Raw genomic sequence first — 16,976 nt, forward strand, 5'->3', positions numbered from 1 at the left:
TATTAACTCAAAAGATATCGAAATAATAAAAGATAAGTTATCTGCATTAATTGANAAATCAGGAAATGATTATAAATAACATTGAAAAAAATAACTTAAACAACAAAAAAACTACTGGAAATTTAATAGAAGAAGTATATGACAAAAAAGATTCAAATAAAGAACCATATGATAAATATTTTAAAAAATTAGATGAAGAAGAAATTAAATACTTCCTACATGGAAATAAAGAGATTAATAAAATCAATGACAATAAAAGTCCTTATACAAATATAATTGAATATAAAATACTTAATGAACAAGAATTGAAATCTGAAGTAATTAATTGGTTATCTAATAATTTTAAAACAAGTCATTACGTTAAAGATTACGTGGAAGATGTTCAAATTATTAACAAATTGAGACATTATTTCCATAAAAATAATAAAAAATTTGATGAATTTCTTTTACAAAACAATCTAACCGAATATATTTCCTTATGGTATAATAAACACACTAAAACAAACTACAATGAAGAATTAATATTAGAAGATGAATATGGAGTAAAACAGTATCCTAAAATTAAATTATCAAATATAAAACAAGTCCTTACAACAGAAAATACTAATAATAAATTTTTATCAATTATAACTACTTGGTTAAAAGAAAATACTATAAAATCAAAGGGTTATTCTTCATCAAACGAAGAAATATTAGATAAAATCAAAATATTATTTGAAAAAGAAGGATGGGAATTTATTAGAAATTACGAGGAATATATTGAAGTTAAAGACAAAAATTATAAAGTTATAAACGTAAGAACATTTTCACAACTTATTGGTAAATCGCTTAAGAAAATATATCCATTCATTAACGATCAAACAATTAATGTGCAAAAAAACAGAACTAGTTATCCAAACATCAAAATTAAAGAACAAACCGAAAAAAGAACAATAAATAAAATTAAAACAGAACTACCTGATACTCAATATAATAACAATAACATTATTTATGAGTGGATTTTAAATAATATACAATTTACAAACCATCTCGAAGATACTATTGATATTAACATGGTGACAAAGGAAATAAAAGATAATTTAAGTTTAAACATATCTGAGTCAACTGTAAAAAATATATTTTTATCATCCTTTAATAATTTTCATTCCGAGTTTTCTAAAGATGAACTTTTAATAATGGATGATTTTATCATAGGTTATAAGTTTTCAATGTTGAATTTACCTCAACGACATATAATTTCTTCTTGGATAAATGATTATACTGACTATTCAACTAATTCAGATGATAAAATATTAATGGAAGTTTTAATGTCTAAACTTAATAAGGAATTACTAAAAAATAATATTTCTGTGACAACTGATTTAATGTACTCAAATTATCCTAATGATTTTAAAAAATATTTAATTACTGAATCAAGTTTTAACGAGATTATTTATTCTGTTTTAAAAAATAAATATTCTGAAATAGAAATTAAGGATATAAATGATGAAAAATACATTATTGGATTAAAAATATACTCAAATAAAACATTAACCAACAAAATTATCAAAAAATGGATAAATGAGCATATAACCATTGTTAAACAACCATTAATCCTTTATGAAAACAGAATAATTTCAGAATTAAAAACATATTTAAAAGAAAATGGAATTAAAATCAGAACAGGATTTGATTTAAATAATAATTTAGTAAAAGAATTAAAAGAATATTATTTTAAAAATACTAATAAAGAATTAGTAATTTGGAATAGAACTGATGAACAAGGGTTTGAATCATTAGATATCATTTAATCTTTAAAATAATCTCCCCACAATTTCTTCTTACTTCTTTAATCATTAACTATACATATCCCAATAACAATCCAATAGCAATTATCTTTTTTCAATAAATTCTGGTACAGCATCATCAAATGGATCAAAGTTTTCAATATTTTTTATTGCAGTACCTTTCATACTTACCTTATAGTGCAATGTGCTGGGTAATCGTAGTATTCGTTTGGTGTCTATGCTTACTTTTGTGTCGCATAGTCCTTTGTGGATGTTTGATATTTTTGCTAGTAGTTTATCGTATCTGGTGGGTCTTATTTCTCCTCTTACTATTCCCCATTGACCTTGATTTACTAGTTCTTTTCTTTTTATTATGTCATTTTTTAGTTGTTTGTTTAGTCCAGAATACATCTTCTTTTTTTGTAGGTGGTTTATTGTGTATTTGAACCAGTTTGTGTATATTTGTGGGTATCCGAATGGTATTGTGAAGTACTGCAGGCCTTCCTGCAGGTCTGGTACTTCTGCTGCTATAAGATAGTTTACTAGTTCTGTTCTTTGAGTAGCATCTGCTGTTAATAGTTCAGGGTCTTGTACTCGTAGGTGGTATCCTCTACCACTATATACATAGTGTATGTCATGAAATCCTAGTTCTCGTATGTTGTCACTGATGTGTAGTATTATTTCTTTGGCCTCAGATAAGCAGTGATCACATACTTCTCCCTGTTTACAGTTACAGGTTCGTATAGGATTGTCTTTAGCATCTACATCAATTACGAATTCTGCTCCGTTCCATCCTTCTCTTTTTTCTGGTGTGTCATATAGTGCTACTGATGAGTATGCTGCATAGGGCATTTTTGCTTTTATTGTTCGCTCTAAGTATCGTAGTTGATTGAATTTGTTGTATCTGTCTCTTGGTCCTCGTCCTACTCTGTCGAATGCAAATTCTCTTTGGTGTAGGTTTTTGGTGATGTATTTTGGTATTTCTTTTGCATTGTATTCTTCGTGGTAGTATTGTCGTATTTCATCCTTTGTTGCTGGTCGTAGTGTTGTCATCCTGTTTTCCTCCTTGTCTTGTTAGTAGTTTGCGTTTGCGGTTGTAGTATGATAGTGGGTTTCCTATTTTCTTGCAGTCTGTGCATGGTGTGCATAGTTCTGGGTGGTTGTTTTGTATGTTTTTGCAGTTGTTGGTGTGTACCATGGAGTTTTTCCACTGTTTTCAAGGCTTATTTTTCCTTCCCCGAATCCTAGTTTACTGTGTATGTTATGTTTTTCTTGTGGTTGGTCCTTGAATAGTGGTGGTGTGCAGTTTTGTGCTGCTTTGTGTATTAGTGGTATTATTTCTTCCAGGGTTATGTTTAGTGTTGGATCCATATCTGCTACTTTAGCATTCTTTATGTGACGAGCGTATACTCCTGGATATAGTCTTGCATAAGATAAGAATGGAGTTAGGAATAGGCTTATAGTGTAGTTTCTTCCTCCGCTTTTTATTCCGTTTAGTGCTTTTTTTACGCATGGTGGAAATGCCCGTTATGGTGAAAATAATAGTGGATATATTCATTATGTTTACATTGACACATCAAAACATGCGGTTAATCGTAATATAACTACATATAACTATGATAATAACACTACAACTACTATTATAAGTGAATATAAGCCACCTGCTGCTAATAGTACTTAGTAGGTAATTGTAGTACAATCATGTTGTTCAGAACTTTGTATTACATGCTTGTTATCTTTTTTATAAAAATTTTATTTATTATTTTACTTCTTTTTAATTATCTTATCAAGTTATTCATATCCTATGATTTTTATAAAAAATATTTGGATGGAGATATGATATCTTTTATTGTATCTGCACGTTTTTATGTGATTTTTTGTTGTATTGTATTTTTTAAAAATTTATTATTGGATTTTATACATGTTTTGATGTGTATTTACTAGTGTTTTATGAGTCTTTTTATAGTGTATAATTTGGATTTAATTAATAGTGTTTAGTTTTTTCCTTTACTTTCTTGGTATTACATATATGTTATAATTAGAAATGATAATTTTAATATTCTGTATAGTTCTGTAGTCATAGTTAATTTAGTCGGGGATGCAGGATTATTATAGTAATTCGGTACAAAGTGGGTTATCATTTCCATGTTTTTTATAGAATGTCATATTTGACGCAAAAAATAGTGGTAAATCTAGTAAGAAGACATTGATTGTTATGTGTATGTCTTCTTTTATTTCTTGTTTTTTGGTTCTTTGTTGTATATCATCACATTTTTCATGTTTTTAACATATATCTCTTTGAGTTTATCAGGGTTTGTTTTGATGTATGTTTCATGTACACTGTTTTTACTTCTTCCTTGTAAAGCATCTATGTATTCTGCTACTAGTTGTATGTTGCTTGCATGGAATTTTCTTAATGTATGTGTTCTGAAAAATCTATAGTTTCCTTTGAATCCCCATTCCATCTGGTCGTTAATTATTTGAAATTTTTTCATTACGTATGATCCATTAAATGGAAATAATTTATCTGTTAATTTTAGGTTTTCNTCTTGTTTTAAGATATTTTATTATATATTGGCTTGCTTCTGATGAACAAAATGTGTAATAATATTTATCAGTATTAATTCTTTTTAGATAGATTGTAGGAACTATATCATCTATTTCAGATAGTTCTTTAAGTATATTCGTTAGTCTTGTACTTTTATAATATTCTTGTGATGCTTTAATAAAATCTTTTACTGTTAAAGATAATGTTTCTGCTTTGGCCGTTCCACTACTAGACATAAAAAGAATTAATGCTTTAATTGGTAATGGTGAAAGATCTAATGCATCTCGTATATGTTGTTTGGTTGGAAGATCTAGATAATTAGTTACATATTGTTTATTATATTTTACATCAGGGAGATAAGGTATTTCTATTTCATAATGTATGTAAAATGTTTTAAGTTTTGAAAAATAAGTTTTAACAGTATTTGAAGATAAATCAGACTCTAAAAGATATGTTCTGTAAGTTAATAATCTTTCTTTTAGCCGTCTCTCTTTTAATGGTATTCTATTTTTTTCATCTATTTCTGCTTCTTTTATTAACTCTTCAATAGTACAATTATGTAGGTTAGTGTATCTAAGTAATGTAGATACATAACCTTGTTTTGTACTTTCTTTAATGTTTCTGTCCTTACAAAATTTTATAAATAATTCATTGTTATACATGAAATTATTTTTTCAATAAATTTAACAGAACATTTTAGATAACATAGTCTTTTTGAATTCTTTAGCTATATTAATTTCTTTTTTAATTTTATCTCTATGTGACATTATATATTCCATTAAACGTGCTATCTTTTCTTGTTCTTCTATTGACGGGATTTTTATTTTAATATCTAAGAATAGGTTCATGTTTAAATTTCTTCTGACTATGCTAGCTCCTTGTTCAGAAGATAATTTATATTCATAAATCATTCTTTCTGTTTTTAACAAATGTTTTAAAAATCCTATTTTGACTTTTTTATTTGTTTTAAATATTTTATATGATGGAGATACTATTCCTTTCTCGAATTTATCATTCACATTAATATTACCCATCCATAAATTTTGAGGACTAAATACTATTTCATTTTTAGATATAATTTTGTAACCGGTATTATCTTTACTTCCTACATTTCTATCAAAATATTCGTCTTGAAGAAAAATTCCGTTTACTGTTGAAGATAATAAGGGATATTGGTTATTCTCAGTTGATTTAATATTTATTTCATCTAAAATATCGTTTAAAGATATTTCTTCCCAATTCATATTGCTAAAAGTAATTTTTGGTTTATTTTGATTAAATGCATACGTTTGATGTATTAAAGATTTATAATAGTTTTCTAAAATAGTATACTTCTTTTCCATGAAACTAATTTTTTGATCTATACAAGTTAAGAAGTTAGCTATCTTTTCTTGTTCTTCTTTTGATGGAATTTTTATTTTAAAATTTTTTATGAGTTTTGCATTTAAATTTCCTTGTGTTCCAGTTTCAATGTATTTATGACTATATCGTTTGTAAAATGTTAAATAATAATACATAAATTCTAAACTAATCTGTTCTTTAAATATGATATTGAATATCGCTTGACTAGTTGTTAATGGAATATTATTTATAGATACAAAACCAACTGATGCATACATGGAATACAATAAAGATTTTTCAGGTACTAACCATGCAGATGAGTTTTTTAATCCTTTTTCAGTAATACTTTTTTCCGTGTAGGTTATATATTTACCTTCGTTTGTCATATCATTAATACTTAAAAAAGGTATATTTCCATTATAATATTCTTTAATACTTGATTTAGGAGTACCACCAGCTTTAGCTTTATAAATTATTTGGCTTAATTTTTTTTCCTCCCATTCCTCTTTAAACTCTGGAAATCGTAGTTCTGGTATGTTTTTATTACATTGCAATTCCTGACTATATAGTTTAAATCATCATAATAGTTTTAAAAGAAAAGTTTAAGTCATTAATTTTTTCATAAAAAGTTTCATAAATAAAAACAAGAAATTAATTTTTAATGGATTTAAATGTGTATTATAATATAAAGAATAATATTCTTTAAAAAAAGATAAAATGAATCAATATCTATTCTTTAGATATTTTAATCATTTCATTTAGGAGTGTGTGGCCAATTATTGTATCGTATTTTCCTTGGCTCATGTCTTCTGAGAAGATTTGTGTATCATCTGGTGTTTTTATACTTGTACTGTATATTGCAAATGGTACTGGTGACATTGTATGTGTTTTTATGTTAATTGGTGTTGGATGGTCTGGTAGTAGGGCTATTGTATAATCTTCATCTATATTTGGTAGTTCTTTTAATAATTTTTCAAGTATGATACTGTCAATGTTTTCTATTGCTCTTATTTTTTCAGGTAGATTTCCTTCATGTCCTGCTTCATCTGGTGCTTCAATGTGTATAAATTGTACATCATGTGTTTTTAGTGATTCGAGTGCATAGTCTACTTTGTTTTGATAGTTTGTATCGAAGTATGCTGTTGCTCCAGGAACTTCTATTACATCTAAATCAATATATGTACTTATTCCTTTTAATAGGTCTACTCCCGTGATTGTAGCTCCTTTTAGTCCATATTTTTCTGGGAAGTTTCCAATTACTGGTTTTGCACCTTGTCCCCATAACCATATCATGTTTGCTGGTAGTTTTCCTTCTTCTACTCTTTTTTTGTTTACTGGATGATTTTCTAAAACTTCAACTGAATCTTCCATTAATTTGTTTATTAGTTTTGATTTTTCATTTTCTGGTTTTAGGTTGTTATTGATTGTTTGTTGTCCTACAACATCATGTGGTGGTGTGGATTTTAAATCTTCCATTGCAATATCTGAAATTACAAATAAGTTTCTGTAACTTACTCCTGTATAGAATTGTCCTATATCACCAAAATGTTCATTTAATGCTTTTATAAGTTCATCTGCTTCTTCTGTTGTGATATGATCTGCTGTAAAATCATTGATGGCTCCATCTTTTACATTTATGAAGTTAAGACGGAATGCCACGTCATTATCATTGAGTTCTACTCCAACACTTGGTGCTTCTAGTGGTCCTCTTCCTTTGAGCATTGATGGATCAAATCCCATAATTGATGTGTTTGCAACATCACTACCTGGAGTCATTCCATCAGGAACATTTTTTGTAAGTCCTGTGTATCCTTCTCTTGCTATAAAGTCCATATTCGGAGTATTTGCATGAACTACTGGAGTTTCACCATTGATTTCATCTAATGGCTCATCAGCCATACCATCTGCTATTACTATTACGTATTTCATTGTATCACTTGTATGTTTTTTTTTATTATATTATATTATTATATTTAGATATTATATTTTTTTAGGTTAACTTAAACTTTTTTTTTAGTGTACATGATTACAACTACATCTTTCTTTACTATATGGACTTCCAGATAAGTCCCAGTCTATAAGGTCATAGTTTTCATAAACATCACATAACACATCTCTTATTTCCATCATTGCAAATCCAAAGAGGTTTTGACCTATTAATTTACCATCATCAATAGTTACACCCCATTCTAGATTGTCACTTTTAAAGACAATACATCTATCTTTTGTTTTTATAAGTTCCTTTGTAAAGTTTATGTCTGTAACAATCTTATAGTAGAGTGCATTAAGATATAATGTGTATTTTAATTCATTCCAAAGCTCTGGAGATTTACTTTTTAAGTCATTTTCTATTAATGATATGATTTCTTTTGCTGAATCATATGTTTTTGTACCAATATGGATGTGATGTGTAGTGTCCTTATAGATTGTATCATACATTTGAATGTAGTTTTTATCTTCATTAAAATCAATATTATATTTAGGTTTTCCATCCCTTGTCCATAACTTAATAAAGAGTGGTTTAAGGGTACTTTTAATTAATTCTTGTGCATCTTCACTTAATGAAGTTGAAGGTTCTAATTCTTGTGTAAATGTTGGGGCTTTTGGAAAGATTTTATAGTATTTGTCTTTATCTGTTATATTTTTATTAAATTTAATAAGATATTCTGCACCACTACCATTTCTCCAGAAATCAGATTTTTCAGGGGCTGTAGGGTATTTAATCCATGGGGGAGCAATATATTTGTCATCTGTCATTATTATCACCAAAAAATATTTTTTTAAAAGAAGTGTTTTTTACATAAAATATGTAAAAAATAGTTTTTAAAGATTTTACTTTAAAAAAAGGTTAAGAAGCAGAAAAATAATATTTAATTGTTATTATTTTTTCCTATACTAATTATATCACTTAAAATTGCAGAAGCTGTTTCTATTGAACCAGCACCTACTCCAACTACTGTCACATCTTCAGATAAATCAGTTTTTAAAGTAATTACATTTAAAGTACCATTCACTGCAAATGGTGAGCCTTGTTTAACTAGCATTGGAGCAACTCTAAGTTTACCATCGTTTGCTTCAGCAACTAATTTTATTAAATAACCATCTTTTAGAGCTAATTTAACAGCATTGGATGATATTCCAGAAATTCCTTCTCTTGAAACATCATCTAGTGTTACATCCCAACCCATTAATGAATTTGCAATAATAACTATTTTACATGCAGCATCTAATCCTTCAACATCTTGGTATGGATTTGTTTCGGCTATTCCTAATTCTTGGGCTTCTTTTAATGTTGGTTCATATTCTGTTCCTTCATTTGCCATGCGTGATAATATGTAGTTTGTTGTACCATTTAATATTCCTTGTACTGAATGAATATTATTTCCTGCTAATGATTCTCTTGCTAAGTTAATAACAGGCATAGTTCCACCAACAGATGCTTCAAATCTAAATTTAACATTATTTTCACGTGCTGTTTCAATTAATGTTTTAAAGTTAAGTGCAAGTGGTCCTTTATTTGATGTAACAACATCTTTTTTATCATTCATTGCTTTTAATATATGTGTTTGTGTTGGTTGTCCATCATCAATATTTGTTGGTGTTGCTTCAACTAAACAATCATATTCTGCCTTGTCAAGAACTTCCACACCATCAACACCACTAACACCATATTCTGGATAGTCCTTTATTTTTCCAGTTTTTTCTTTAGTATCTAGTGCTTGTTGTAAATCTAAACCATTAGGATTAATAGCAGCACCTGATCTATCACTTATTGCTGTTATTTCCAAGTCAATACCATATTTTTCTATTAATTCTTCATGTTTCATTAAAACAACTTTAGCTAATCCTTGTCCTACTGCTCCAAAACCAAGAACACATAGTCTCATCTTATTTGATGTCATTGATATAATCTCTCCTAGATTTCTTTAATTAATACTAAGTTATCATTGTCTGCAATTTCTTGTAGGCGACGTGTTGTTTCTAGACGTTTGTTATTTCTTGTCTCAAGAACAACTTTACATACAGATTCCTTTAGATCATTTCCAATATTCAAATCTATACTGGAAATTTTAATATCATCTAATTCATCAATTTTATGTACTGTGTCCATGATGTTATTTGTAGAAATATTACCTAGTAATAGGAAAGTTTGTGTTTCTTTTTGCAGTACATCATCAATTTCTACAATATCTATATTTTCTTCGCGTATAATTTCAATACCCTTTTTAAGTATACTACGATCACCTTCAAGTGTGAAATGTACTGGTATTTTTCCATCTGATGTTTTATTATCATGTTCATGGATTATTGTAGATACATTAGCACCTAATCCTGATAATGGTCGTAATATATTAACTAATTGCCCAGGTGTATCTGGTAATTCTATTAATAATTTTAATCTCATTTTGTCCATTTCCCTTTTTCAGCTACTATACTTCCCTGTTTATCAACATGTGCATTACGTAATATTTTTTCTGGATTTTTACTTTCTTTAAGATCTTCTCTTGTTCTATTTAAGTTGTCAACAATATAACGTGTTTCTTCTAAATCTGGTATTTGTTCTAAAACTTCTGAGAATTTATTTAATATATGTTCTGCTTCTTTTTGTATTTCCATTATTTAATGCTCCTTAGTTTTAAATTTTTTTTATATAATTACAGTTTTATGTTATTTAATATGTTTAATATAATTTAAATATATTTAGAAATTTATTAAAAACTTTTTCATAGCTACTGGAGTATCTTATTGTATTGTTGTTTTTTAATAATTTTTTTCTTTATTATTTTATCTATTCCTGTTCCATACTGTGCTGCTTTTTTAGGTCTATATGCAGCTTCTTTAGAAAGACCTAATTCATATGCAACATCACGTAGTATATGTTTTCTTATTTTATCATCACATGAATCTAATAGATAATCAATAGGCATGTGACTTGCCACATCTATCACATCTTTATCAAGAAATGGAACTCTTAATTCAACAGAATTACTCATAGTAGCCTTATCATCTCTTTCTAAATTTACATCATAGATGTTGTTAAGATCATGTGTTAATTCTTCATTAAGTAAGTCATGGTTTGTGTATTTCTTTTTGTATCTGTTGTATCCTGCAAATAATTCATCTGCTCCTTGTCCTGATAATATAACTTTATGATTATCCATATGTGCAAGATGAGATGTTAATTTAATTGTCATTCCCACACCTATTTTCATAAGATTTGTATCTTCAATAGTATTTACAGTAGGATAAAAAGATTTTTCTATAATCTCCTGGTTAATTATTTGAATTGTAAGTGGTATATCTATATCATGTGCTATCTTTTTAGCATATTTTAAGTCTTGACTTGTTTCAACTCCCACACTATACAATGTAGTTTTAATACCTAATTTTTTAAGTATCAATGCAATTAGAGTACTGTCCACTCCACCAGAAAAAAGTAGGGCAACTTCATCTAAATCTTGCACACGTTTTCTAACAGACCTAACAATAGCATTTTTAAGTTTCTCCTTAGCAACATCATAATCATTATAAAAATCACATCTTTTATAACAATCCCTAATTTGTATAACATCACCATTATAAATCATGAATCTGGGATTTAGGTTATAAATATCATTGATACCTATTTTTTGTAGTGCTTTTTGTTCTGATGCAAATGCAAATTTATCACAATTACTTCCATAGTATAATGGTTTAACACCTACATTATCACGTACAACAACATAGTCTTTTCCATCACTTACACAAAAAGCATAATCTCCATCAAGTAAATCAATACTCTTTAAAATGGCTTCTTTTAAGTTATCATGATAATTATGTTCAATGAGTTTTAAAATAACTTCACAATCAGAATTACTACTTAAATCAAAATCATATTTACTTATTAATTCTTTATAATTATATATTTCAGCATTAGATACTAAAACAAGATTTTCTGACATGAAAGGTTGTAATTCATCACAACCAACAATAGATAATAAATTATGAGCAATTATAAAACTTGAATCTTCACAATCTAAAATATCATTATTTAAATAAATTTTACCCCTACTATATACACCACATCCATCTGGACCTCTATGCTTTAGTGTATGTAGCATATTAATTATATCTGACTTAACATTTTCTCCAACAACACCAATTATAGAACACATAAATAATCAAACCTAGAAAAATATTTAATTAAAAAAAAGAATTGGGTGGTTAAATAGTTTAATAATTAAATTACAACGTAGTTGAGTAAGAAAATCCATACAGTCATCCATACAAGGTAATATAGAAGAACTCCATTTGAAATCCATGAACTTAATGATATTTTTTCCCTACCATATCTACTTTCAGCATATTTTCCAAGACCATATACTATTACAACAGAGATTATAACTCCGAGAAACTCATTAGTTATTGGTAAAATACCTTTCACAGTAAATAAGTATGATATTATTCCAGCAAATACTCCACCTATAAGATGTTCATAAGACATTATTGTTATTTCATCCATTTTATCAACTATTTTAAAAATTTTTCCCTTAAATTAATATTGTTATAAATTATGTATATCATATCTAATATAGTTTTGTTATTTATTATAGAAATTTTTTATAAATATCCATATATTCATCAGCCATTTCCTTAGTAGTTTTAAAAGTAATGTCTTTTACTTCATTTGCAACACGCAAATACCTTTCTTCATCATCAAATATGCTGATAATCTCATCATATGCCTCTTTAGGATTATTTGATAGTAAAAATCCTCCACCATTCCTATGAATTCGCTCACCTAGAGCACCAATATCAATACTAATAACAGGTAATCCACAACTCCATGATTCACTTAGTGTATGACAGTATGTTTCAGGCCATATTGAAAATATTGCCATTGCATGTGGATTAATATCATGTACTAACTTACAAAATTCACTTCTTTTATATGTTCCATGAAGGACACATACCTCATCTAAGCCTAATCTACCATCAACATCACCTAGAATATGTAGTTCAAGACGATTATTAACATCATACTTCTTAAGATTTTTAATAAATACTCCGCCCTTACTAGGTCCAATATTACCTGGAATTACTATTTTAATTGGCTTATTTTTAACTATTTTTGGAACATTTATAGTATCTGGTGTTTTTAGATCACGTCCATGTTCAATAATATTAATGTTGTCCTTTATTTCTGGATAAAACTCACCATATATATCTACAGCTGAGGGAGATGTTGTTATAAATGTATCACAGTAGTTAAACATGTCACCCATAGCAGCTCTCCATGTTCCCACATATTTCTTAAGTAATGGAATACCATAATTTGTTGAAATACTACACTGTCTATTTTTAGCACTCATATCAATAGGACTACAGTGTCCTCCACAATACTCTTTAGAATTATCAATAAGATTATGTGATGGACATACATAGTAGAAGTCATGGAATGAGAATATAACTGGAAGTCCTAACTTCTTAGCAGTATATACAATATCAAGTGAATGTTTTATAAGATGTCTAACATGTATAATATCAATATGTAACATTTTTAGAATATTGAAGTAGAACTTATTAAACTCTGGTATGAATGGAGTTTTAATAGTATACTCTGTTTCAATATCAAATGAATATAATGGTTTAAAATGGGATAAAAACTCATAATCTTCTTTAACATCATCATTTGCTTCAAATGAACTGTATTTATATACTTTTAATTCTTTAGAGTTTGATGTTAACATGTAAACATCCATATACTTACTTATATGTTTCATTAAATCAGTACTAGTGTATAATGTACCACCTTTACCCTCATGTATCACATACAATATACGTTTTCTATTAAATTGAATGTTATTTTCATGTTCAAGATATAATTTAATATTATCACGTATCTTCTTATACTCATTTAATTCAATGAAATTATCTATTCTGGCCTTATATTCTGGAAATTTACGTCCTAAATGTTCTCTGTTTATCTTTAATAATTCATTTTTTTCATCACCAAATGAAACATTATGATTATGGAAGATATATGTGGACATATCAATTACATTTTGCCACCCATTTTCTATTAAACGCATACAAAAATCATTCTCTTCACAATAACCTCTACCATAACTTAAATCAAACTCTCCAACATCATCTATTGCTTCATGTTTAATAAACATACAAAAACCATTACCAGTAGGTGTTGTTATGATTTTATTCTCACTTTTCTTTTCAATAATATTGGCAGTTCCACTAATACCTAATCTTTCATCAATGGAATTATTCTCATTTAAGGTAGGTACTGAAAATGCTCCAGCATTATTTGATACAGGAGTTACTGTTGCAATATTTGAATTTGTATATGCTACAGATTTCATTTTTTCAAGCCAGTTATTACTAACAATAGTATCACTATTTAGTAGTACAACATCATTACTTGTTTTACTAAATCCAATATTCACATTCTTAACAAATCCCATATTATGTTTATTGTAAATAACAGTGATATTTTCTTCATCTTCCAGTGATTTAAGTAACTTTTCTATACGCCTATCACTACTACAATCATCTATTAATAACAATTCATATGGAGTTTTAGTATATTTTTTTACAGATTCAATACATTCTCGCAACTGGTCATATGCATTGTATATTGGAATGATTATTGTAGTTGTTTGAGTTATAGCCTCAACTATGTTATCTACTTGTTTTTGTGTGTATATTGGATTTATTTTAACAATAGAACTATGTTCTAATCTTTGAAAATATTCATTTTTAAAGTAGAATATGTCACTTTCATCATACACGAAGTTATTCTTCCAACAAACATAGTTAAAACTTAACTGATCTCTGAAACTATAATTTACAACTTCACTATACCAGTCTTCCATTACTTTAATAACATCCTTATCATGATGATTTCTAAAGAGAATTCCACTAGCAACAAGCCCATTATGTTTAGGATAGCCTTCTTTTTGATATTTATCCATTTGTTTGTTAATGATTTCTGGTAAGTCCTTCTGAATTTCTATACATTTTTCTGCTTCATCATAGATACAATCTCTTTGTTCATGTGCAATTGCAAGAAGTTTATGATTTTTTGAATACTTATTAACATAATCCTTTAGACTATCATGTATATCGAAGTTTGTATCTATCCATATAGAATAATCATATTCATCTAAATATTTATGTGGAAGTATTTTATATCGTCTGGCCTTACGAACTTCATTAAGATTAAGTTCTTCCATATATCTGATTTCCCAGAAATTAGATTTTAAATTAGGATTATCTGTAAAACAGATATAATCAAAGTCATCCTCCACTACCTCTGGAGTCACAAGATCATCATAATGTCCTGTAAGAGCAGTGTAGACTACAACTTTCTTATTATCAAAGTTAATATAGTTAGATTTTTCATTAATTAATTCATTAAGTGAAGTATCTGGATTGAATTTCTCCTCACACATATCAATTATCTTCTCTTTATCTAGAAATATACAGTCATTTAGTACATTAACTTCCATGGATTTGAAAAACTTAATAAACAAAGTTAAATTAACAGTTCTAGGATGATGTAGTGCTGTGAAGTTTTTCATGTAAACTAGATCAATCTTATAATTCATAAACATATTGAAATATAATCTAATGAAATATTCCTCATCATCAATATGTTTTGTAGACCATTTTTTTATGGTTATAAAATTTCCAATACCATCATATAAGTGTATTGAGACTTCTTTTAATGTTATTGCTAAGATGTAACATTCATAATTTCTAGCTAATTCATAAAATACATCATCAATATCTAAAGTACCATCAGAGTTATATGTTGTAACATATAATATACGTTGTGATTTCTTATATGGTTTTATTAGTAAATCACATTCTTTTAGTTGATTTATAATCTTTGGAGATTTTACAAACTCATCCCAATCAGAATATATTTGAGGATATCTCTTAGATAATATCTTCTTGTTTTTCTTTTTTAATTCATTTGCAGTTTCAGATGTAAATGATGCATGTCTTCTATGATATACAAATACTGTTTGATTTCTAAGATTTATCCATCCATTTTTTCTGGCTCTTGCTGTAAAATCAGTTTCTTCACCATAACCCTTATCAAATATTTCATCAAAGTATCCTAAATCATCAATTGCACTTCTTTTAATAAATAAACAAAATCCATTACCTGTAGGAGCTTGAATGTATGTTGTATCACTTAACTTATTTAGTTGATAAGCATTTGAATTAAGAAACAATCTATCTGTACTTGTCCCTAATTTTTCAATGGAGATATCTGATGAATTAGAAAATGGTGTTACAGTAGCTATTTTATCATTAAAATATGCTGAGAAAACTAGTTGTGATAACCATTTAGGTGTTACTATTGTATCACTATTAAGAAGTACAACATCACCCTCTGCTAGTTTCATACCCATATTCACATTTTTTATAAATCCTTGATTTTCCTTGTTATGAATTATCTTAACAAAATCAATTGACTCCATTGAATCTAGAAGATGTTTTATTCTATTATCACTACTAGCATCATTAATTAGTATTAATTCATAATTAATATGAGTATTTAAAAGTACACTCTCTATACAATTACGTGTTTCATCATATGCATTGTATATTGGTATTATAATTGAAATCTTTTGTTTTAGAGTTTTTAGTATGTTTTTACAACTTCTTACATCGTATTTATTGTATGCATTTAGAAGTATGTGTTTCTTATTCAAGTATTCTGTAGTTGTGGTTGTTGCATATTTAATGTAGTGATATAGGGGATTGGTTGTTAATTTATTATATGGAATATTTTTAATGTATTCTCTTGTATTAAATATATTACTTGGATTATATCCTAGGTAAACTCCATATACAATATAGTGAATAATAGGATCAAGATTATTCAATGAAGTTATATTATTTTCATTTATATAATAGTCAATATCAAATTCTATAGAATCATATATTACATCATAATAATCCATTATACGTGCTTTATTATCTAGTCCTACTAAATCATCATAATCTATTCTAGCATATCTATACAATCTTTTTTCCTTAATACCAAATCTTAAAAAATGAATCAATGGATTCATATTAGAAAGTTGTACATCCTTATATAAATCCATGTACCATTTTGGATTAAAATATTTACTGGTAGGATATTCTTCTTTTCTTCCATTTTTTAAGAAATAATCAATAGGATCATCATCCTCTTTTATATTAGGATTATGTTTTCTGTAGAATGTTTCATTGAAATATTTTGACTGTTCAATTAATTTATAATTAGATTCATAGCTAAATGTCTTATTATTTTTAGAATTATTTAT

The 16,976-nt window shown here is 27.4% G+C and carries 12 protein-coding genes and 1 pseudogene; 1 reads left to right on the forward strand and 12 read right to left on the reverse strand.

The window, feature by feature from the left end; translation table 11 throughout:
• Positions 1 to 65: 65 nt before the first annotated feature.
• Complete coding sequence (locus BZ132_RS02335) at positions 66 to 1,790, forward strand: hypothetical protein (RefSeq protein ID WP_286940352.1); 1,725 nt, start codon at positions 66 to 68, stop codon at positions 1,788 to 1,790.
• 81 nt (positions 1,791 to 1,871) lie between these two features.
• Here the strand turns inward: BZ132_RS02335 and priS are convergent, their stop codons facing one another.
• The 12 genes and pseudogenes from priS to BZ132_RS02395 all read right to left on the reverse strand — a co-directional run bounded on the left by priS (position 1,872) and on the right by BZ132_RS02395 (position 16,742).
• The gene (gene priS / locus BZ132_RS02340; protein WP_286940355.1) at positions 1,872 to 2,819 is read right to left on the reverse strand and encodes a DNA primase catalytic subunit PriS; all 948 of its coding nucleotides are present in this window, start codon (positions 2,817 to 2,819) and stop codon (positions 1,872 to 1,874) included.
• A gap of 63 nt (positions 2,820 to 2,882) precedes the next feature.
• Positions 2,883 to 3,278 (reverse strand): annotated as a pseudogene (locus tag BZ132_RS02345) (hypothetical protein); the annotation flags it as partial.
• 719 nt (positions 3,279 to 3,997) lie between these two features.
• Positions 3,998 to 4,261: a hypothetical protein gene (locus tag BZ132_RS02350; RefSeq protein ID WP_286940357.1), complete on the reverse strand. Its 264-nt coding sequence runs from the start codon at positions 4,259 to 4,261 to the stop codon at positions 3,998 to 4,000.
• Positions 4,262 to 4,997: 736 nt separating this feature from the next.
• Entirely contained in the window at positions 4,998 to 6,209 is a 1,212-nt protein-coding gene (locus BZ132_RS02355) for a restriction endonuclease subunit S (protein WP_286940358.1), read from the reverse strand.
• A gap of 175 nt (positions 6,210 to 6,384) precedes the next feature.
• Positions 6,385 to 7,584 carry a cofactor-independent phosphoglycerate mutase gene (locus BZ132_RS02360; protein WP_286940360.1) on the reverse strand — a complete coding sequence of 400 codons (1,200 nt, stop codon included), beginning with the start codon at positions 7,582 to 7,584 and terminating at the stop codon, positions 6,385 to 6,387.
• A gap of 84 nt (positions 7,585 to 7,668) precedes the next feature.
• Entirely contained in the window at positions 7,669 to 8,412 is a 744-nt protein-coding gene (locus BZ132_RS02365) for an NADAR family protein (protein ID WP_011406086.1), read from the reverse strand.
• A 113-nt stretch (positions 8,413 to 8,525) separates the two neighbouring features.
• Entirely contained in the window at positions 8,526 to 9,557 is a 1,032-nt protein-coding gene (locus BZ132_RS02370; RefSeq protein ID WP_011406087.1) for a homoserine dehydrogenase, read from the reverse strand.
• A 14-nt stretch (positions 9,558 to 9,571) separates the two neighbouring features.
• Complete coding sequence (locus BZ132_RS02375; RefSeq protein WP_011406088.1) at positions 9,572 to 10,060, reverse strand: allosteric regulator of homoserine dehydrogenase; 489 nt, start codon at positions 10,058 to 10,060, stop codon at positions 9,572 to 9,574.
• Entirely contained in the window at positions 10,057 to 10,272 is a 216-nt protein-coding gene (gene gatC, locus BZ132_RS02380; protein ID WP_011406089.1) for an Asp-tRNA(Asn) amidotransferase subunit GatC, read from the reverse strand. The genes BZ132_RS02375 and gatC overlap by 4 nt, the downstream gene beginning before the upstream one ends.
• 113 nt (positions 10,273 to 10,385) lie before the next feature.
• A complete protein-coding gene (locus BZ132_RS02385; RefSeq protein WP_011406090.1) occupies positions 10,386 to 11,810 on the reverse strand; it encodes an asparagine synthetase B in 1,425 nt (474 codons plus the stop codon).
• A 65-nt stretch (positions 11,811 to 11,875) separates the two neighbouring features.
• Positions 11,876 to 12,157 carry a DUF5379 family protein gene (locus BZ132_RS02390; RefSeq protein ID WP_048059698.1) on the reverse strand — a complete coding sequence of 94 codons (282 nt, stop codon included), beginning with the start codon at positions 12,155 to 12,157 and terminating at the stop codon, positions 11,876 to 11,878.
• Between the two features lie 85 nt (positions 12,158 to 12,242).
• Positions 12,243 to 16,742, reverse strand: a complete 4,500-nt coding sequence (locus BZ132_RS02395) for a glycosyltransferase (protein WP_286940368.1) — start codon at positions 16,740 to 16,742, stop codon at positions 12,243 to 12,245.
• Positions 16,743 to 16,976 lie beyond the last annotated feature (234 nt).

The sequence above is a fragment of the Methanosphaera sp. DEW79 genome, assembly GCF_003266085.1.
GTDB classification, from domain to species: domain Archaea; phylum Methanobacteriota; class Methanobacteria; order Methanobacteriales; family Methanobacteriaceae; genus Methanosphaera; species Methanosphaera stadtmanae.